The organism is Psychrobacillus sp. FSL K6-1464 (assembly GCF_038003145.1).
Taxonomy (GTDB): domain Bacteria; phylum Bacillota; class Bacilli; order Bacillales_A; family Planococcaceae; genus Psychrobacillus; species Psychrobacillus psychrotolerans.
On record NZ_JBBOOP010000001.1, the window covers coordinates 3721051 to 3741127 of the forward strand.

Annotated in this window: 21 protein-coding genes and 1 riboswitch; of the genes, 7 read left to right on the top strand and 14 right to left on the bottom strand. The window is 35.1% G+C overall.

What is annotated here, in order from left to right; translation table 11 throughout:
- Positions 1 to 50: 50 nt before the first annotated feature.
- Positions 51 to 389: a heme oxygenase gene (locus tag MKX39_RS19215; protein ID WP_093537961.1), complete on the top strand. Its 339-nt coding sequence runs from the start codon at positions 51 to 53 to the stop codon at positions 387 to 389.
- Between the two features lie 16 nt (positions 390 to 405).
- On the opposite strand, the gene MKX39_RS19220 is transcribed toward MKX39_RS19215, so the two are convergent.
- The 4 genes from MKX39_RS19220 to MKX39_RS19235 all read right to left on the bottom strand — a co-directional run bounded on the left by MKX39_RS19220 (position 406) and on the right by MKX39_RS19235 (position 3653).
- Positions 406 to 1140, bottom strand: coding sequence for a hypothetical protein (locus MKX39_RS19220; protein WP_340771217.1), 735 nt, complete (start codon positions 1138 to 1140; stop codon positions 406 to 408).
- A 23-nt stretch (positions 1141 to 1163) separates the two neighbouring features.
- Positions 1164 to 1898, bottom strand: coding sequence for an amino acid ABC transporter ATP-binding protein (locus tag MKX39_RS19225; RefSeq protein ID WP_340764222.1), 735 nt, complete (start codon positions 1896 to 1898; stop codon positions 1164 to 1166).
- An 18-nt stretch (positions 1899 to 1916) separates the two neighbouring features.
- Complete coding sequence (locus MKX39_RS19230) at positions 1917 to 2678, bottom strand: amino acid ABC transporter permease (protein ID WP_340764224.1); 762 nt, start codon at positions 2676 to 2678, stop codon at positions 1917 to 1919.
- 129 nt (positions 2679 to 2807) lie between these two features.
- Positions 2808 to 3653 (bottom strand): transporter substrate-binding domain-containing protein, encoded by an 846-nt coding sequence (locus MKX39_RS19235; RefSeq protein WP_340771220.1) that lies wholly within the window; start codon positions 3651 to 3653, stop codon positions 2808 to 2810.
- Between the two features lie 125 nt (positions 3654 to 3778).
- Positions 3779 to 3962, bottom strand: a riboswitch (Lysine riboswitch).
- Positions 3963 to 4152: 190 nt separating this feature from the next.
- On the opposite strand from MKX39_RS19235, the gene MKX39_RS19240 reads away from it, so the two are divergent.
- A complete protein-coding gene (locus tag MKX39_RS19240; protein ID WP_093537966.1) occupies positions 4153 to 5553 on the top strand; it encodes a purine-cytosine permease family protein in 1401 nt (466 codons plus the stop codon).
- Positions 5554 to 5741: 188 nt separating this feature from the next.
- Here MKX39_RS19240 and MKX39_RS19245 read toward each other — a convergent pair whose 3' ends face one another.
- A complete protein-coding gene (locus tag MKX39_RS19245) occupies positions 5742 to 5906 on the bottom strand; it encodes a YvrJ family protein (RefSeq protein WP_093062371.1) in 165 nt (54 codons plus the stop codon).
- 442 nt (positions 5907 to 6348) lie between these two features.
- On the opposite strand from MKX39_RS19245, the gene MKX39_RS19250 reads away from it, so the two are divergent.
- Together MKX39_RS19250 and MKX39_RS19255 are read left to right on the top strand one after the other, a co-directional pair.
- Complete coding sequence (locus tag MKX39_RS19250; RefSeq protein ID WP_340764237.1) at positions 6349 to 7653, top strand: helix-turn-helix domain-containing protein; 1305 nt, start codon at positions 6349 to 6351, stop codon at positions 7651 to 7653.
- 1 nt (position 7654) lies between these two features.
- On the top strand, positions 7655 to 7786 hold the full coding sequence (locus MKX39_RS19255) for a hypothetical protein (RefSeq protein ID WP_281249759.1): 132 nt from the start codon (positions 7655 to 7657) through the stop codon (positions 7784 to 7786).
- 177 nt (positions 7787 to 7963) lie between these two features.
- Here MKX39_RS19255 and gltP read toward each other — a convergent pair whose 3' ends face one another.
- From gltP to MKX39_RS19270, 3 genes are all read right to left on the bottom strand, one after another.
- A complete protein-coding gene (gene gltP / locus MKX39_RS19260; protein WP_093537968.1) occupies positions 7964 to 9244 on the bottom strand; it encodes a glutamate/aspartate:proton symporter GltP in 1281 nt (426 codons plus the stop codon).
- Positions 9245 to 9365: 121 nt separating this feature from the next.
- Positions 9366 to 10250, bottom strand: coding sequence for a response regulator (locus MKX39_RS19265; RefSeq protein ID WP_340771224.1), 885 nt, complete (start codon positions 10248 to 10250; stop codon positions 9366 to 9368).
- Positions 10251 to 10254: 4 nt separating this feature from the next.
- Positions 10255 to 11520, bottom strand: a complete 1266-nt coding sequence (locus tag MKX39_RS19270) for a sensor histidine kinase (protein ID WP_340771226.1) — start codon at positions 11518 to 11520, stop codon at positions 10255 to 10257.
- Positions 11521 to 11657: 137 nt separating this feature from the next.
- On the opposite strand from MKX39_RS19270, the gene pgeF reads away from it, so the two are divergent.
- Both pgeF and MKX39_RS19280 read left to right on the top strand, forming a co-directional pair.
- Entirely contained in the window at positions 11658 to 12419 is a 762-nt protein-coding gene (gene pgeF, locus MKX39_RS19275; protein ID WP_340771229.1) for a peptidoglycan editing factor PgeF, read from the top strand.
- Positions 12420 to 12531: 112 nt separating this feature from the next.
- On the top strand, positions 12532 to 13722 hold the full coding sequence (locus tag MKX39_RS19280) for a M14 family metallopeptidase (protein ID WP_340771231.1): 1191 nt from the start codon (positions 12532 to 12534) through the stop codon (positions 13720 to 13722).
- A gap of 74 nt (positions 13723 to 13796) precedes the next feature.
- On the opposite strand, the gene MKX39_RS19285 is transcribed toward MKX39_RS19280, so the two are convergent.
- Positions 13797 to 14600, bottom strand: a complete 804-nt coding sequence (locus tag MKX39_RS19285) for a hypothetical protein (RefSeq protein WP_340771233.1) — start codon at positions 14598 to 14600, stop codon at positions 13797 to 13799.
- Between the two features lie 287 nt (positions 14601 to 14887).
- On the opposite strand from MKX39_RS19285, the gene MKX39_RS19290 reads away from it, so the two are divergent.
- Positions 14888 to 15421, top strand: a complete 534-nt coding sequence (locus tag MKX39_RS19290) for an ECF transporter S component (RefSeq protein WP_093537974.1) — start codon at positions 14888 to 14890, stop codon at positions 15419 to 15421.
- Between the two features lie 120 nt (positions 15422 to 15541).
- Here the strand turns inward: MKX39_RS19290 and MKX39_RS19295 are convergent, their stop codons facing one another.
- From MKX39_RS19295 to MKX39_RS19315, 5 genes are all read right to left on the bottom strand, one after another.
- Positions 15542 to 15766 carry a DUF1540 domain-containing protein gene (locus MKX39_RS19295; protein WP_093537975.1) on the bottom strand — a complete coding sequence of 75 codons (225 nt, stop codon included), beginning with the start codon at positions 15764 to 15766 and terminating at the stop codon, positions 15542 to 15544.
- Positions 15767 to 15935: 169 nt separating this feature from the next.
- Positions 15936 to 17444 (bottom strand): malate:quinone oxidoreductase, encoded by a 1509-nt coding sequence (locus MKX39_RS19300; RefSeq protein ID WP_340771235.1) that lies wholly within the window; start codon positions 17442 to 17444, stop codon positions 15936 to 15938.
- Between the two features lie 370 nt (positions 17445 to 17814).
- A complete protein-coding gene (locus MKX39_RS19305; RefSeq protein ID WP_340764251.1) occupies positions 17815 to 18639 on the bottom strand; it encodes a MetQ/NlpA family ABC transporter substrate-binding protein in 825 nt (274 codons plus the stop codon).
- Between the two features lie 25 nt (positions 18640 to 18664).
- Positions 18665 to 19327 carry a methionine ABC transporter permease gene (locus MKX39_RS19310; protein ID WP_340771531.1) on the bottom strand — a complete coding sequence of 221 codons (663 nt, stop codon included), beginning with the start codon at positions 19325 to 19327 and terminating at the stop codon, positions 18665 to 18667.
- Positions 19320 to 20069: a methionine ABC transporter ATP-binding protein gene (locus MKX39_RS19315; RefSeq protein ID WP_340771237.1), complete on the bottom strand. Its 750-nt coding sequence runs from the start codon at positions 20067 to 20069 to the stop codon at positions 19320 to 19322. Before MKX39_RS19315 ends, MKX39_RS19310 begins: the two co-directional genes overlap by 8 nt.
- Between the last annotated feature and the right edge of the window lie 8 nt (positions 20070 to 20077).

The window sequence follows — 20077 nt, forward strand, 5'->3', positions numbered from 1 at the left end:
AAAAAAGGAATGCTATACTAACTTTATCTAATAAGAAAGGAGAATGTACAATGATTATTGTAACGAATCGCATCAAAACCAAACCAGGATTTGCAGAAAAAATGGCTCCAAATTTCACAAAACCAAGCCCCCTTCAAGAAATGGAAGGCTTCATCAAAGTAGAGGTCGCTATTACTCAAGGACCAACTGAATATGATGAAATGAATGTAAATATGTACTGGGAGAAAGAAGAAAACTTCCAAGCATGGAAAGACAGTGATCTCTTCAAAGAATCGCATAAACGTCCCGAGTCTGGCTCTCCTGAAGCTTCTAAAGAATCTCCACTTTTAGGTAATGAATTAATCATTTCTAAAGTTGCCGCTTCAATAGAAGCAATTTCCAAAAACTAAAATAAAAGTGGAGGACTCATCTTCTGAGTTCATCCACTTTTTTCATGTCTATTCGGTAAATCCCCTTTATATCTCGTAATATACATCCATTTGTTTCAAAAATCCGTCTCATAGGGGCATTTCCTGTGTCTGTACTCCCTACATATATCTTGGCACCTAATGTTTTCAAAAGCTCTAAAGAAATAGCATGAAATATCTTTCCATATCCTTTTTGACGTTGCTCTGGAACTACCCCAAAGTAAAACATTCTACCTTCTTCTGTCGTGCCTTGTTCAATATGAGGAATATTAATACCGTAGTTTCTGCCATTTTGAGAAAAGATAAAACATTGATCTCGCCAATTAGTACCTAATTCAAGTTCTAATGACTCCATTATTTGACTGATAGAAAACAGCTTATTCTTGTTCGCTGAGCCACTCCTACATGCATCATACAATCTAGCAAAATCAGAATCCGTAACTTGACTCTCAGAGAGAGCATCTACTTGAAAATCACTAGTATTTTTAAATGGTCCTTGTAGTGTCTTTGTGTACTCTACAATAGACGACACTTTTTTGAACCGACGCTTTAAAAGCCAATCCTCATTTTCTTCATCCATCAGAAGGGATAGATATGCTACATTTTGTTCTTTCCACTCTGTTAATAATTGATCGAACGCAACTAAATAATCTATATTTGGAATATCGGATACTTTATGTTGATCCACAAGCCAGTATTCTCGTTCTTTTTTTATCAGATTGAAAAGGTCCACCTTTCGATTCCTCCATACTGTTATTAACTTAATGTTCGTTTTAAAAATGTTTTAGTTCTTTCTTCCCTCGGGTTGTTGAAAATTTGTTCTGGAGGTCCCTCCTCAGCAATTACGCCTTTATCCATAAAAACAACCCGATCGGCTACTTCTTTAGCAAACTCCATTTCATGTGTCACTATTAACATTGTAAGTCCCGTACTTGCTAACTCTTTCATCACTTTTAATACCTCTCCAACCATTTCTGGATCCAGTGCGGAGGTAGGTTCATCAAATAACATGACATCCGGTTCCATGGAAAGTGCTCTTGCTATAGCGACACGTTGCTTTTGACCACCTGATAGTTGCTTAGGCTTGGCATTTACATAATGATCCATTCCCACTACTTTTAAGTATTTTAACGCAATCTTTTCGGCATCCTCTTTAGAACGTTTTAATACCTTTACTTGACCTACCATACAATTGTTTAACGCATTATGGTTATTAAATAAGTTGAACTGTTGAAAAACCATTCCTAACTTTTTTCGGTAGGCATGGATATCATGTTTTTCATCTAAAATATTCTCTCCACGATAAATAATTTGACCGCCACTAGGCTTTTCCAACAAATTTATACAACGAAGTAAAGTAGATTTTCCTGATCCAGAGGAACCGATGATGCAAATAACCTCTCCTTTGTTCACTGAAAAATCTATGTCTCTTAAGACCTCATGATTTCCGAAGGATTTACTTAAATGTTGAACTTCGATGACATTTCCCATAGATTTCTCCTCCTTCGTTTAATCGATATTCGCATTATTTTTAGGTAACATAAGTTGCGGTGGCGGCTGACCAATCATACTGTAGTTTTCCGGGCCGTCTAATCTTCTCTCTATATATCGTAATATTAATGTTACTGTAAACGTCATGACGAAATACAAAATACATGCTATAAAGAATGGTTCAAAGTATTTAAAGCTTATACCTGCAACTGTTTTCGCTTGAAAATATAGTTCCGTAACACCTATTACATTCAAGACAGACGTATCTTTAATATTAATGATAAATTGATTTCCTGTTGCTGGTAAAATATTTCGGATGACTTGAGGTAGAACAACACTCCACATTGTTTGAACATGATTCATACCAATTGCTTGTGCAGCTTCGAATTGCCCCTTATCAATGGAAATAACACCGCCCCGTACAATTTCTGCCATATATGCACCCGTGTTGATCGAAACGATGAATATTGCTGCTGTTGTACGGTCCATATCTATCCCAAAAGCAAGCGCAGATCCATAGAATATTACCATGGCCTGTACGATCATCGGAGTTCCTCTAAAAAACTCAATATATGCAGAAAGTATTAGATTTACTACTTTTAACAAAATACGTTTCATTTTTCTTTCAGGTTTAGGAATTGTACGAATAACCCCTGCTAGCAAGCCAATAACTGCACCAAAAATTGTACCAATAATTGATATTAATAATGTCATTCCTGCTCCACGAAGGAACATCGGCCAGTTATTAGTAATCATAGAAATAATATATTCAATGCTCATACATTTCCCTCCTTTCTTAGAAAAGTCGCAGACGCTGCTGGCGTCTGGAGCTAGATAGTTAATAATTAGAAAGCATATATTCCATATAAAAACCGACTGCAAAAAGATGCAGCCGGTATCACTTCACCCTTATTCTGCCGCTGGTTGGTTATTGATAGCAGCATCCATAATTTCTTGTCTTTCTTCTTCAGAAATTTCCGCTAAAATTTTATTAATATCTTCTGTTAATTTACTATCTTTTTTTAAGCCTACTGCTACTGCTGTATCCTCTTCTGCCGCTTTAAATCCATCCGTAAATTCAACCATTGCAAAGTTGGCATTAGCGGAAGAAGCACTAATTCCTTCTGGACGTTCAGACACATAACCATCAATAACTCCAGATTCTAATGCTACACGCATTGCAGAGAAATTATCAGATGCTGGTTGTTTTTGCACATCTTTGATTTGATCAATTACACCATAGTGAGAAGTATTTAACTGACCTGTAATTTTAGCACCACTAAAGTCTTGAATAGAAGTAGCCCCTTCAAAAGCTCCACCTTTTTTCACTACCATAACAAAGTTGGAAGTATAGTAGTTTTCCGAAAAGTCGATTGTTTCTTTACGCTCTTCTGTAGGTGACATTCCCGCTATAATTGCATCAATTTTGTCTGATTGCAATGATGGCACAAGCCCATCCCACTCTGTTTTAACGATAACTAGTTCCTTTCCTAATCCATCCGCAATACGTTTAGCAATTTCCACATCATATCCACCAGCATACTCTGCGTTTCCATCAATCTTCACTCCACCATTGGAATCGTCTAGTTGAGTCCAGTTAAAAGGTGCATAACCTGCTTCTAAGCCTACTGTAAATGTATCAGCCGTATCTTTAGCTGAGGAAGATCCCGAAGTCTCTTTATCAGACGTTCCACATGCCGCTAAAAACAATGTAATAGATGCTAATATCGTTAAAAATGCTAATCTTTTTTTCATTCTAATTTCTCCCTTTTTATCAATATATGTTCTTGCCTATAAAAAAAGACAACTTGTACAAAAAAAGACCTGAGATGAACTCAGGTCGCAATATGTATAGTTGCCCTAGGTCCTCTACTTTTCCCAAATGAGATAGCACACCATTATAAACCGGGATGTTTATAGTGGACAGTCCTGCAATTATTAACTACAGACCCAGCAAGTAATAACGAGTAATATTACAAACTTCGGCGACATTTCCTTCTCCCTAGCATCGTAGCTTCTCAAACTCCACTAAGGACTGTTAAATATCGCGCCTCTACCTCACTACACTAAGTGAGGTTATATTCAATTATGTTTCATAGTTTACAATATACATATATTCCTGTCAACTGCCTCAGTATTAATACTTAGCTAGGTATATGTTATAATTAATGGGGGAAATATAAAAACAATGAGAATTTAGTTATTAATGTGTCTACTTACATTGGTAATTATTTATTAAAAGGAGAATGATATTATGAGATCTGTCCAAACTACAGATCACAAAGTAACAGAACAAATGGACTCAGATTATTCATTAGAAAAGGTACCCCGTAGCCAAAGAAATATGGGTTGGTTAAGTATAACCAATATTACATTCGGCATAGCCACTGCCATTTTTTACTTTCAAATGGGTAGTGTAATGGCTCTGCAATTTGGAGCACTAAATGCTATTATCTCCTCGATTTATGCAATAGTAGTTGCCGGTATATTAGGAACCTTCATTGCTTACTTATCCGCGAAATCTGGTATGAATGTCAATTTATTATCCAGAGGCGGTGGTTTTGGCTATATAGGTGCTTCCCTAACATCGTTCCTCTACGCGACAAACTTTATTATGTATTGTGCATTTGAAGGACTCATTTTAGTATCCGCGGTTCACACCTTCTTCCCTAACCTACAAGAATGGGCATTAATCATTTTCTTCGGTTTTATCGTTATACCTTTAAACTGGTTTGGAATTAAACAACTAGATAAGTTACAAAAGTGGTCTCTACCTATATTTGTAGTTTTCTTAATAACAGCAGTTGTTATATCATTTTATAAACCTTCCGTATTTGAAGGACCTTTTTGGACTTATTTACCTGAAGGCGTTCAAGTTGGAGGACAAGCCTTACTCCTTTGCATAGGTGTTCAACATGGAATAATGGGTCTAACAGCCCTACTAGCATCTGATTATGCTCGTTTTCTAAAACCAAAAGATATTAAAATTGGTTCGGTGGCAATCGGTTTTATTCCACAGATTTTCTGCTTCGGTATTATGGGGGGTCTTGGTATTTGGTTTGGTGTTCGCTTAGGTGAACCAAATCCAGGAGTTTATATTGTAATGCTTCTAGGTATTGGTGGAGCATTATTCACGATGCTAACTCAACTACGTATAAATATTACTAACATATATAGTAGTTCCCTATCGCTATCAAACTTCTTTGAAAACATTTTTAAATTTACACCTGGACGTAGATTTTGGGTGGTTGTAAGTGCAATTACTGCAATAATTCTAATGCTCGGTGGTATTGTAGATCATTTAGATACAGCTATGACATTTCAAGGTGTATTTTTACTATCATGGGCAGCTATATTGGTGACCGATGCATTGGTCGTTAAAAAAGCTTTGAAAATTGGGAATGGTTATTATGAGGCTCGACAAGAATTTCTCTACAAATGGAATCCTGTTGGAGTTGTTTCTTTAATCGTTGCTAGTGGCATAGGTACATTTGCAGCATTAGGTTATATGGGTTCATTTTTACAAAGTACCGCTGCTTTCTTTGCAGCTATTTTAGCAGCAATTCTTACTGTTTTTATAGCAGTATTAACAAAAGGAAAATATTACAATAAAGGTGCTGCCGACGATATCCCCAAAGAGGATTATATTGCATAACAGTAGTTCCCCTTATTCACATTAAAAAAGTAATCCATTTTTGAGTTATTACTCAGGATGGATTACTTTTCACTTCTAGCATTTTCTTAGAAGAAAATTATAGTTAGTGAAAATAAGCTTAGCTTACCTTTAAAAGAATAATTTTAATCTATATTATCAACAGGAATTCAATCCTTCTTGTTACATGTTCACTTTCTTTTTTCTATACTATTGTTTACAACATTTGCTATATTGTGAATGGTATTTTCGAGAGAGTCTATTTTATTTTCAAAGCGATGTAATAAATAAATAGTGACTACAATAGGAAATCCAAAGTTTCCAATTAATTGTACGATGTTTTCCTCCCCAATCATGTGTACCCCCCTTTCCCTTTTATTTACCATTCCCAAACAATTGATATTCCCGTTGAGTAAAACCAATTAAAGTATGACTGTTGTATTGCTAAAACTTACTTGTCCAAAAACAATTTTATCTCACGTTGATCTTCTTCCTCCTTTTTATTAATATTTTATTTAATTATACTAAATTTTTGTTATATTTAGAATAATTAAAGGTTGGGAAACATTACCTGAGTTCTTCCCTTATTACTATATAACTCAACCTATTTTCCTATTTTAATGAAAATTTACTACTTCTAAATCAATTCGGATAATTATTGTATCAATATTCTACAAATCTCTACAATATAATAAGTCTTTCTACAATTTAGTAGTCGTTTTTGGTCGAACGATTGAAAAAGGATATTTAGATTATTTCAAGAATTAGTACATTACTAATTCATAAGGGGTGAAGAAAATGAGTAGTATAGGTCATATAATAAAATCAGAAAGAATAGACCAAAGTATGAAACAAACCACATTGGCCAAAGGAATCTGCTCTACATCCTATTTAAGTAAAATAGAAAATAGTTTAACGGTTCCAAGTGAAGAAGTAGTAAATTTATTACTCAAAAAACTAGATATAGAAATAGATCAAGTGTCCAGTGAAAAGGAAAATAAAGTGATTACATCCCTATCCGAATTATACAAAATAGGAGTTTTGAAGAGAGATAAAAACTTTATAAGGGGAGCTTTACAGAAATACACCGACGAAAAACTACACTTTTTACAACTAAATAATTATTACAGTTATCAACTTTACCTCTTCCGTCTACTGTTAATACTAGATGAGAAGAAGGAAAACCTGCAGTCAATCTATAAGGCAATTGTACAAATAAAAGACGAGATAGACGAGAAAACAAAGTTTATTCTTAATTTGAATTTGGGGATTTATAGTTATTTAGAGGGGAATTACCAAGCTGCATTAAACCGGTTAGAGCTTTCATTAGGACACTTAAATAAAGGGAGTATTGAAGAATGGGAATTAGCTGATTTCTATAATGTACTTAGTTTAACGTACTCAAAATGTAATGAATTTTTTAATGCAATTAATTACGCTTCCAAATCACTACTTTACTATAAAGATAATCTGTTATTCGAAAGAGCTATTGATAATTACATTGTTATAGGAATTGCCTATAAAAAAATGAGACAATTTCAAGAAGCGGAAAAGAACTATTATTTAGCGGCAAAGCTTGCGAAAGACTATAAATTGATTAACTATGAGGAGGTGATTTACCAAAACCTAGGGTCCTTATATGCCATTCAAGGGTGTCCTGAAAAAGCAATAGAGTTTTATAAGCTTAGTTTAAAAATTAAAGAAGAAGACTGTAATGCGGAAGGATACTTACTAACAACTTTATCTATTATAAAAGAGTATTCCAAGCAATCTGACCATCAACAGGTTCTGCAATGGTGTCAAAAAGGATTAATAAAAATTGCTCAAGAAAAATCATCTACAAAAAATTATTTTGCTTATTTTTACCACCTTGAAATTTATAGTCATTACCTTAACCAAACGGAAGAACTTGAAATGGTATTAACAGAAGCTATAAGTTATTTTGAAAACGAACAAGATGGACGACATGTTCAAAAGTATTCTATATTATTGGCAGACTATCTTTTTAAACATCACAAGTTTAAAGCAGCAAGTATATATTATCAAAAAGCAAATCAGGTTTTATTTAAACAAAAATTTATTAATAATTGGGAGGATTTATAAAATGAAAAAGAAGATTGTATTGCTAACCTTATCAAGTATTGTCGTCCTAGCTCTAAGCTTTACAACGAACATAAAACATATTAGCGAGGACGAAACTCCAAGACCAACATCTATAGACAATTCGTTTATTTAAAAAACTCAACATTTGAAGCACAGTTTCAAGTCAGGTCTTTAACGAAGCACACCATTCATTACTAAAATTTATCGTTAGAGCTTTTCTGAGACTACAAAAAACCGGTCATCCAATTGGATAACCGGTTTTTTTGTTGTTATGTCTCTAGAATATAGTGACCTTTTTCTATAAAAGATGTTACACCGTTTTCTTTAAAGAAAGATAATACGCTTCTTCTTTTTCTTGATCGAATCGGCCTTCCCACTTAGCCATAACGATCGTAGCTAGCGCATTTCCTACAACATTTACAACTGTACGAGCCATGTCTAGAAGACGGTCAATTCCGGCGATGAAGGCTAGACCTTCAAGTGGGATACCAACTGTTCCTAAAGTTGCCAGTAACACAACAAACGAAACTCCTGGAACTCCTGCAATACCTTTAGAAGTGACCATTAGAACTAGTACTAATGTAATTTGTTGAGAAATACTTAAGTCAATATTATACATCTGAGCTATAAAGATTGCCGCAATTGCTTGATACAACGTAGAACCATCCAAGTTAAACGAATATCCTGTTGGCACTACAAACGATACGATATCTTTTGGTGCTCCGAATTTCTCCATCTTCTCCATTACTTTTGGTAAAACTGTTTCTGAACTTGACGTTGAATACGCTAAAAGAAGTTCGTCTTTTAGTACTTTTAGTAGATGGAATATATTGATTCCAACAAATTTTGCTATACCTCCAAGTACAATGATTATAAAGAATATCATTGTGGCGTACACAAGAATCATTAGCTTGCCCAACGGTAACAAGGATTCGAGACCAAATTTAGAAACTGTTACTCCGATTAAAGCAAAAACGCCAAAAGGAGCAAATTTCATAATAAGATTTGTGACCCAGAACATCGCATCTGCTGTACCCTGGAAGAAAGCTAAAACAGGCTTTCCTTTTTCACCGATTGCCGCAATACCTAGCCCAAATAATACCGAAAAGAAAATAATTGGAAGCATTTCTCCTGCCGCCATCGCTTGCACGATATTATCAGGAACTATTCCTACAATTATATCTAATATCCCATGATCTTCTTTTTGGACTTGCTCTGTTGTTTGAACATATTGATCGATATCACCTTTAGCAAGGCTTGACATATCTATCCCTTCACCGGGTTGGAAAATGTTTGCTGCAAATAATCCAATGATAATAGCGAAGGTTGTTACAAGCTCAAAGTAAATTAGTGTTTTCCCACCCAATTTACCTAATTGTTTGATATCACCAGTTCCCGCAACACCTAAGATTAAAGTTGAAACAATGATAGGAACAACTATCATTTTAATCATATTGATAAACATGGTTCCTATTGGCTGCAAGTACTTTTCTACTGAAGGATTTCCAAAGAAAACTGCACCCACAATAATCCCTAGGATTAGACCTACTAATATTTGATATGCTAATGTAAACTTGAATTTCTTTTTCATATTATGCTATCCCTCCTAGTTGTAAGCGCTTTCCATATATAAATTAGCTTAAAACTATTTTAAAGATAACCTATCAAATCCTACAAAATCCTACATTATAATTCCCTTAACGAAGAGTCTTCTAAGTTTGCTTATAACTTTCCAATACTTCGACGTATAACGTTTGAAGAAACTTTTTAATATTAATCTTTATTTTGGAAGAGTTAAAGCGGTTCTCTCCTACCTCAATCATCAACCTTCGAACTTCTTGGAATTCAAAGTATCGGGGTGCATAATGCTCAAATTCTCTACTTGTATAGTCGATTGAACCAATTGTAGCCATATGCTGGATTGCTGCTAATATAGTTCTTCGGAGCCGCTGCTCAATTGCTTTCATTTCCTTTTTTATATCTTCTGCATTCCGTCTCCTCGCAAGAGACTCATAAATATCGATTAATGCTGGAAAAACGTTCGACTCATTGTTTCCGTGTACTAGCATTTCTATAATCTCTTTCAGGTCCTTGCTGCCTACCTCACTCATTATCCCCATATCACCAAGCTTGATACTTACCAATTCTCCCACGTTTACCTTTTTTAGAGCGGGCATAATTGTATTGAAGCTTGCTAAAGATTCTTTTATCGTTAAAAGCGAATTCCGTAATCGTTTTTGTTCTGCATTTTTCTGCAATATACTTTGAACCTCTACCCTATTAATTGGTTTATGTATAAAAAATTCAATTCCTTTTTTATAAGCTTCTCCTACCATTTCTTTATTAACAATTTGAGAAATCATGATAAATTGACCTTCAAATCCTCTATTTTTCAATTTTTCAATTGTTTCGATGCCATCTAAATCTGGCATGAGAAAGTCAACCAGCACTACATCTGGAAGTGTAGCAAGTATTGGAACTAAGCTTTTTTCACCATTTTCTGCTTCTCCAATTACTAATCCTAACTCGTCATCTGTTATGATTTTTCTCAGCATCATTCTACTTGCTGGATCATCATCTACAATATAGTAACGCAATATTTTACCCACCTTTTCTTATGTTTTCTGTTGGGATATTTACCTTAAAGGTAGTACCTTTATCAAAAGATTCAATTTGTACTTGGCCTTCCAGGGTTGTAATAATTTCTTTGACGTGGGATAGACCAATACCTGTTGCAGCTACTCCTGAATCATTAAATTTGGTAGTATAGCCTGGTTCAAATACAATGCCATGATCTTCTTTGGAGATACCTCCTCCAGTATCTTTGATAATAAACCACGTTAATGCTGACTCTTCATAAACCTTTATGCTAATTTTGCCTGTAGTTGATATAGCTTCTACTGCATTAGCACATATATTATTCAATAGTGCCAACAATGGAATTTGTTGCTCTGTCTCATAATCGACTAAAATAGTAGAGTGAATGACAATTTCTTTATTAAGTAATTCACTGTATTTTTCGTTCCCTTGGATAACAAGCTGTACAACTTCTGAGAGCGTGTAATGTTTGTTCCTTTCAACTGTTGTGATCTTTTGCAATCCTGCTAAAATCCGTTGAGAGTCCTTTTTTACCTCATGTATTTCTTGAGCAATTTTCAATGCTTGGGTACTTAAAGCAAGATGATCCTGGCTCTTTAATTTGCGGTATAAATCATGGCTAGAAGCAGTAATTTTCTCTATATGATTCATCGATTTTTGTAGATAAAGTGTTTCTGCATATAAGTTTGAACCAACCTTTAACATTTCTTGTATTCGCTTATTTTGCTCCATTATAATAATTGAGCTATATAAACCTACTACAAAATAACTTCGAAAAATGGCTACCAATGCTAATAGTACCCATTCTTGAACCTCCAGATGCATATTGCTCCATAATAAATATCGAACAATATGTTCCACACTATTAGCTGTAAACTCCAAAACTGTGGCAAACGCTCCTAGAAGCAGAGGCGCCTTTTTAAACCGCTCTATGCGTATAACACTAAACCCAGTTGCAAAAAGCAAATAAAATAAAAAAGCGGGTATATGATCTACTAATATTAGACCAAAAGCCTCATCAGTAAATAGCATATCCTCCCCAATTCGCACAAGAACAACCGTAACTCCTGTTAAAAAACCCGTGAATATTAAAGATGTCGGTTGAAATATTAACAGAAGAAAGAAAAAAGCAGCACTTCCTAATCCAAAACGGAAATCCTCGCCATTAAAAGGAATAACTTTAAATTCGCTAGCTATTACAGTTATTAATATCGTTAAAATTAGTACACTCCATTTATTAGCGACTAATTGGTGTCGTTTAAAAACCATAAAACTCTCCTATATGGATATATTTATTAGATATAAGTATAGCATTTCCAACGAAACTTTAGACAAAAGTACAATCATCCCATGGTATTATATATACATTTAAAACCCGCTATTATATAGTGAATTTAGGTGATGACATGAAAATGAAAATGTACGTTAATAATGACAAGATAGTTGCAGGAATGACCTTGAAAAATACTACAGAACTAGAACAAGGAAACATGGCTCTACATATTTGTGTAAATCCGGAGGACATCCTTGAAAACCGAAAAAAACTAGCGACTTCTCTTTCTAGTGAAATGGACAATTTCGTTTGCGCCAATCAAACGCATAGTGCCAACTTTCATCGAGTAACGATTGAAGATAAAGGTCGTGGAGCTAGAACAAAGGATACAGCCATACCTGACACGGATGCTTTGTATACTTTTGAGTCAAATATTATTTTAACCAGTTTTTCCGCTGATTGTGTTCCCGTCATCTTTTACAACAAAGTGAATGGTCTTATTGGTGTTATTCATTCGGGTTGGCAAGGGACGATTAAGGAAGTGACCCTAAAGCTGTTTAGACACTTAAAAAAGGTAGAAAACTGTAACCCAAGTGACTTCCATGTACAAATAGGTGCTGCCCTGAGCCAAGAGAAGTTCGAAGTAGATCTAGATGTCTATAAAAAGTTTAATAACTTAGGCTATGCTAAAGACTTTATATATTTTAAGAGTTCAACTAACAAGTATCATATCGACAATCAGTTAACGGTGAAAAAACAGTGCGAGCTCGCCGGAATTCCTACAGACCATATTACAATTGATCCAACCTGTACGTTTATAAGTCCAGATGGATTCTCTTATCGAGAGGATCGACAATCAGGTCGGCATTTAAGTTTTATTATGAAAAAAGATTAACCTCCCAAAAGCACATCGACTTCGATGTGCTTTTTACTTATTGCACTCCTCACTAATTTTGAGTTATTTTCATATACTTTTATGATTGGTTTTTTTAAAAAGGAGGAACGACATGGACGTATACGTTAGATCCGCGGACTCGCTTTGGTATTATAGTCAATTATTCAAGGTTCCTTTTCGGCTTATTATTGACTCTAATCGGAATATCGACCCACAAACACTATCAATAGGCGTGCGTATTCAAATCCCAGGATATGTTACTACTTCTTACCAAATTAAATCGGGGAATTCACTGTGGTCTATTGCTAGTAGCAGAAATCTTCCACTGGATACACTTTTTCTTGTTAATCCTACACTTAATCCAGCGTTTTTAAGAATCGGACAGTCAATTAACATTCCCATTAGAGTGACATGGAGAATAGTGAATGGAAAACAGAATTATGATTATAGCACATTGATGAATGATATGAGACAACTACGAACTGTTTACCCATTTTTAAGGATATCTTCTATCGGTAATTCAGTGGAGGGGCGGGAAATACCTGAAGTATTAATAGGAGATGGAGAAAAAAGAGTTCATTATAATGCTTCCTTCCATGCAAATGAATGGATTACAACTCCCATCATATTAACTTTTTTAAATGATTACGCATTGTCTCTCACTAACCAAACTCCTATTCGAGGGCTCAATACGCTTCCACTATACTCACAAGCCTCTCTGTCTATAGTTCCCATGGTTAATCCGGATGGTGTCGATCTTGTACTAAATGGTCTACCAGAAGAAAGTCCATGGAGAGATAGAGTAATTGAATGGAATAATGGCAGCTCTGATTTTTCAGGATGGAAAGCAAATATTCGAGGAGTCGATCTGAATGATCAATTTCCTGCTGAATGGGAATTAGAACGTGCCCGTAATCCTCAGGTACCAGGTCCCAGAGATTACGGAGGGGAAAGCCCCTTGTCTGAACCCGAAGCAATTGCAATGGCAGATTTGACTAGGAATAGTGATTTTGCAAGAGTACTTGCATTTCATACACAAGGAGAAGTTATCTATTGGGGATTTGAAAACCTCGAGCCACCCGAGTCTGAAGCAATGGTCACAGAATTTAGTAGAGTCAGTGGCTACGAGGCTGTGCAAACGATTGATAGCTATGCGGGCTATAAAGACTGGTTTATCCAGGATTGGCGCAGACCAGGATTTACGGTTGAGCTTGGCACAGGTATAAATCCACTACCCCTCTCCCAATTTGATAAAATCTATGAAGAGGCATTAGGTATCTTCTTAGCAGGTCTGTATGTATAAAATAAATAGAATTGCATATATATTATCAGTCAGTCATCTTGATTATCAGATCTCGACGACTGACTATATAGACTCTAATAGCTGAACACTAAAGAAATTAACCAAATAAAGAAAACTATTCCCACAAAACCGAGTTCCAGAAAATGTATTCTTAATACCTTTTCATAACTCTGTCTTGCTTGTCGAACACCTAAAAAATCTACGTGGTGGATAATATAGACAAACCCACATAAAAAAATAAGGCCAGCTAAGCTATATACTCCACCCTCTAAAGTCATTACATTCATACCACTTATTTCGGCAAATGTATAACCTAGATCCTTAGCGAATAAATAAGAGAAGATTATTATTATAAATAGGAGCAAGGACAAGCTGAAGAGGTGATTTCTATAATCAAGTAAACTCATAAGCTTTCGGACTTTAGCAGTTTTGGGTTTTAGTTGTTCATCATCTTCCATTTGCATTTCTTCATGATACATTGCATAGAGGAAAGCTACTACAACCATTCCACAGAATAAGATTGGTAATAATAATTGAACAGCTAGCCCAAAATCGAAAACAGCTATAATTACTAAAGTAATCAAGAGAACTACCATTGCCCTTTCTCCGAGTTCCTCTCTTTTATCCCATACTTTACGAATATACAATCTATTATCTTTCTTAGCTTCGCAATCCTTCTGTATTGCTATACTTAGAGGCTCTTTAAATTTGAAAAAGAAATAGGAAATAACGATCAAACATATCCCTATTAACAAATAAATCAGTGCCTCTCTTGGATAGGAAACAGACGAATCATATGACTCTACAATCCAAAGTCCATCCAATACTATACAGAATAGACCAACTACCAAAATATATGGAGCAATTTTACGAGCCATCTCTCCACCCCCTATATACAAGTTTGGATGATTAAATTGTATCATGTCCTATAACAATACTAATACGACATATGTATAAAAAATAAACGTTAAAGGATATTTGCCTTTGAACGTTTTTTTGTTCGAGATTTAAATCCACTAGTTATATTGAATTTTGCTCTTAAGTTTTCTGTTTCCTTACAAACTGACCACTACAGTTTTCTTTATATTGGTACTTTTAAAAACATCAATTCATTGCTAATGTAAATTAAATCTAAAAAATAATTTGAAAAAGGAAGGATTCAACTATGCAAAAAACAACAAGCTATTCTCATGTACGTACTTTCGATTTAATTATTACATCTATGTTAATTGCACTTGTCTTCGTTGCTACTATTTTGTTAAACATTAAATTACCTATCACAGCTAATGGAGGGTTAGTTCATCTTGGAACGGCCGTACTCTTTATCTCTTCTATTTTATTTGGCCCTAAAAAAGGTGCTATTGCTGGTGCTATTGGTATGGGCTTATTCGATTTAGTAGGTCCTTGGGTTTTATGGGCACCAATTACGTTTTTAGCACGTGGCTTGCAGGGTTATATCGTGGGAAAAGTTGCTTGGTCGAAGGGACGCAACGGAAGTAGTTTAGCACTCAATCTAATTGCTACAATTGTGTCGATTCCTTTTATGCTGGCTGTCTATTATCTTGGAGAAGCAATCATCTTTAAAAGTTGGATCATACCAGCAGCCTCTATTCCTGGAAACATCGTACAAAATGTTGTAGGACTCTGTGTTGCCATTCCAGTTTGTGTAGTACTAAAAAAAATTCCGTATTTCAAATAGCTATATAAAGAGGGACTAAAGATAATATTCTTTAGTCCCTCCATCTCAATGATCAGGTTATTTTCGCCAATATAATCTAAAAAACAGGGCTGCTTTTATCATTAGTATGATTTACTAATACTATTCACAAGCTACATCTTTAGATTTGAACGTTTTACAGCAAGTATCTGCAGAATGACTAGCTTCTTCAGAAATAGAGCGGTAATCAAATTCAGAAGCGAACTCTGTATTATTGTGGTTTGCATGGTAATCCATATCTATTTCAATTTTTTCGGCACCACAAACATTCCCTTTTGCGTGAAAAATACAATTTGATACAGCGCATTTCACTTCTACATTTGGCATAAATGTCCTCCTCATTGAAATTTATTAAGAAATACAAAATGTATTCCTTATAAAGTATCTTGTCCCATTCTACGATATTAATTTATAAGAATTTTTCTTCTGAAAGTCCTAGAAGTCAAAAAAGAATCTTTAATCTATCAATAGACAGATTAAAGATTCTTTGGAAAACTTAATTATGAGCTTTCTCTTTCTTGCTTGGTAGAAGTGTTTCTGCAGTTAAAGCATGAACTTCCTGTAAAAGCTCAGGATTCTCCATTAACGATACGCCATATGATGGAATCATTTCTTTAATTTTTGGTTCCCACTCATCTACATGTTGTGGGAAGCATCTATAAAGTATCTCGATCATGGCATGTACAGCGGTTGAGGCACCTGGAGAGGCACCTAGCAATGCTGCGATAGAGCCATCCTCTGCGGTAACAATCTCTGTACCAAATTGAAGTGTGCCTTTACCACCAGTCTCTGTGTCTTTTATAACTTGTACACGTTGACCTGCAACTACTGTATCCCAATCTTCAAGTTTAGCATTAGGGATAAACTCACGTAATTCTTCAATACGTTTTTCTTTTGACAACATAACTTGTTGGATTAAGTATTTTGTTAATGATAACTCTTTTGCGCCTGCTGCCAACATAGTTGTTAAGTTATCTGGTTTCACAGAAGTTACTAAATCCATCATGGAACCAGTTTTTAAAAACTTCGGTGAGAAACCTGCAAATGGTCCGAATAGTAACGATTTTTTATTGTCAATAAATCGAGTATCAAGATGCGGAACAGACATTGGTGGAGCACCAACTTTAGCTTTCCCGTATACTTTTGCATGGTGTTGTTCTACAACCTCTGGTTTGTTACATACTAAGAATAGTCCACTTACTGGGAATCCACCAATATGCTTCCCTTCAGGAATACCGGATTTTTGTAATAAATGAAGACTTCCACCTCCGCCTCCAACGAAGACAAATTTTGCAGTATGGTATTCAATTTTACCTTCAGCGTCATTCTTTACTTTTACTTCCCATTTACCATCACTCGTGCGTTTAAGATTTTCCACACTATGATTATAATTTATATCCACGTTTTGGTTTTTTAGATGGTCAAGCAACATACGTGTTAAAGCTCCAAAGTTAACATCTGTTCCAGAGTCAATTTTTGTAGCTGCAATTGCTTCTGTTGCTGGACGGTCTTGCATAATCAGCGGAATCCATTCATTCAGTTTTTCTGGATTATCGGAAAATTCCATTCCTTGGAATAAAGGGTTATTTGACATTGCTTCAAAACGTTTCTTTAAAAATGCGACGTTCTCTTCTCCTTGTACCATGCTCATGTGAGGTAACGGCATGATAAAATCTTCCGGATTATTTAGTAGCTTACTGTTTACCAGAAAAGACCAAAACTGCATGGAAAGTTGGAACTGTTCATTAATATTAATAGCTTTAGTAATATTCATAGAGCCATCAGGATTTTCTGAAGTATAGTTTAGCTCGCACAGTGCTGCATGCCCTGTTCCAGCATTATTCCATTCGTTAGAGCTTTCTTCCCCTGCTTTATCGAGTTTCTCAAATACTTTAACTTTCCACTCTGGTTTTAATTGCTTCAATAATGTTCCTAAAGTAGCACTCATAATTCCGGCACCTATTAAGATAACTTCTGTTTCTATTTCAGTTTCTCTCTTGTTCATATAAACCTTCCTTACTCCGTATTTGTTTAAAGGATGTACACTACTTAGGCATAACTTTATGTCAAGTTAAATTACAGAAATACATCTTTTCTATTCTAATATAACCATATCATAAATTACAATTATAAATATTCTATCTTCTACTACGAGTCCATTATAAGCTATTTGTAAGCGATTTTAAAGTCAGCAAAAAATGTGACTACTTCCAGTCAGATAATGACATACAAAATCGCTGACTATACTTGAGTTCACATAAGAATTAGTATGTTGGCTGCTGTCACCAGAGCTAAATGCCCTTCTATAGTTTTCTCCTCACAAAAAAAGGCTATTCAGAGTGTAAGTCCACTCGAATAGCCCTTTTTAAGTTATATTAGAATGCTGGAATTGCCGTTTCATCATAGTTTTTCTCTAAAAACTCACGTACTTCAGTACTTGTCATAGCTTCCGCAAGTTTTTTAATTGCTTCTGAATCCTTATTATCTTCGCGCGCAACTAAAGTAATAGCAAAGTCGTTGTCGTCTCCTTCTGTAAGGAGGGCATCACTTTTTGGTGTCAAATTCAATGGTGCAGCATATGCTGGTGTCATTACTACTGCATCTGCATCATCGTACATTCTCGCTAGCATCAACAAGTCTACTTCCTCAAACTTATAGTTTTTCGGATTTTCCAGGATGTCAGCTTTCGTATAGTAGGAACCTGTTTTTTCTTTTAAAGTGATGACATTATGCTGGGCTAACAATGCTAGTGAACGATCTATATTTGAAACGTCATTTGCTATTGCAATTACAGCTTCTTCCGGTAATTCATCCATCGAATTATATTCTTTAGAATATGTACCATAATTCGCAAAGTATATAGGAATAATTGGCACTAGATTTGCATCGTTATTTCTATTGAATTCCTCCATATAGGGAACGTGTTGGAAGAAGTTCGCATCTACTTCTTCTGCTGCTAGTGCAGTGTTAGGTTGAACATTATCTCCTAAAACAACTATTTCAAGATTAATTGATTGCTCTGCTAACTTCGGTTTAATAAGTTCAAGAATTTCTGTCATTGGAGGGATTAATGACGCTACTTTTAATGTTACTTCTTCATCATTTCCCTGCACTTTTTCTTTATCATTCTTCTCTTTCTCTTGGCTACAACCAGCTAAAATTACCACTAACAATGTTATTAATAAAAGAATTTTTCTCATATGTTCCTCCTGTTATCCCTGTTATCTAACGCTTATCTATTATTCTGGCGATAGTAGTACCAGTAAACTGAATGAGCTGTACTAGTATAATCATAATAATAATCATATAAATCATTAAATCCGTCTTAAATTGTTGATATCCATACCGTATAGCAAAGTCACCAATACCACCGCCTCCTACTACTCCCATAATGGTCGAGTAAGAAATAAAACTAATTATTGATGTAGTTAGTCCAAGAACAAGACCAGATCTAGTCTCTACATAAAGAAATTTAAATACTATTTCTTTAACAGAAGCACCCATTGAAATTGCTGCGTCCATTACACCTTTAGGTACGTCCAATAAAGATTGCTCGACTAGTCTTGAATAATGTGCAATAGCAATGATTGCTAACGGAACAATTGCAGCTGTTGTGCCGATAGCTGTCCCTATGATTAATCTTGTAAAAGGAATTAAAAAAACAACTAGTAGTAAGAATGGAAAAGATCGAATTATATTTACCAATAAATTTAAAACAGTAAAAACCAATCGATTTTCAATTACTTCTCCCTTGCGACAAAGGAAAAGTAAAGTCCCAACCGGGAGACCTAATAGTATCGCTGCTCCTATAGATGCCCCAACCATTATAAATGTTTCACCAATGGACAACCAAATTTCAGCTTCATATTGAACCAATATATCAGGCATCATCCATCTCACCAGCCTTTGCTAATTGCTCTACAAAATAGCTAGGGCTCTTATCTATATGGTGGACCCCAATTGGTTCAGTTGATACGGTATCATAAATTTCTCCATTTGCCATAACCGTTACTCGATTACATATACTTTTAATTACTTCCATCTCATGGCTGACAATAACAATTGTAACACCTAGAACTTTATTAATGTTTTCTAATACTCCTAGTATTTCAGCACTTATATTTGGATCCAGTGAAGAGGTTGGTTCATCACATAACAAAACTTGTGGATTGTTCGCTAATGCTCTTGCAATTGCAACACGCTGTTTTTGACCACCACTTAATTGTGCTGGATATTGCTTTATTAAATCTTCTAATCCAACAAATTGAAGACACTCTATTATCCGATCCCTACGTTCCTTCTTTGGATAGTTAGCCAACTCTAAGGATACTGCTACATTCTCGTAAACAGTTTTATTTGCCAATAGGTTAAAGTGTTGAAAAATCATTCCGATTGACTTGCGGGCTCGTCGAAGTTCCTTGCTGCTAAGATTTGTTAGCTTTTGACCATTCACTTCTACTTCCCCTTGATCCGGGAGTTCTAACAAATTCACAAGCCTCAACAAGGTGGATTTCCCTGCTCCACTAGCTCCGATAATCCCATGGACCTCACCTTTATCTATCATTAGAGATACAGATTTAATGACTTTAAACTGCGAAAAGCTTTTACTGACATTAACTAATTTAATCATAAAAAAAA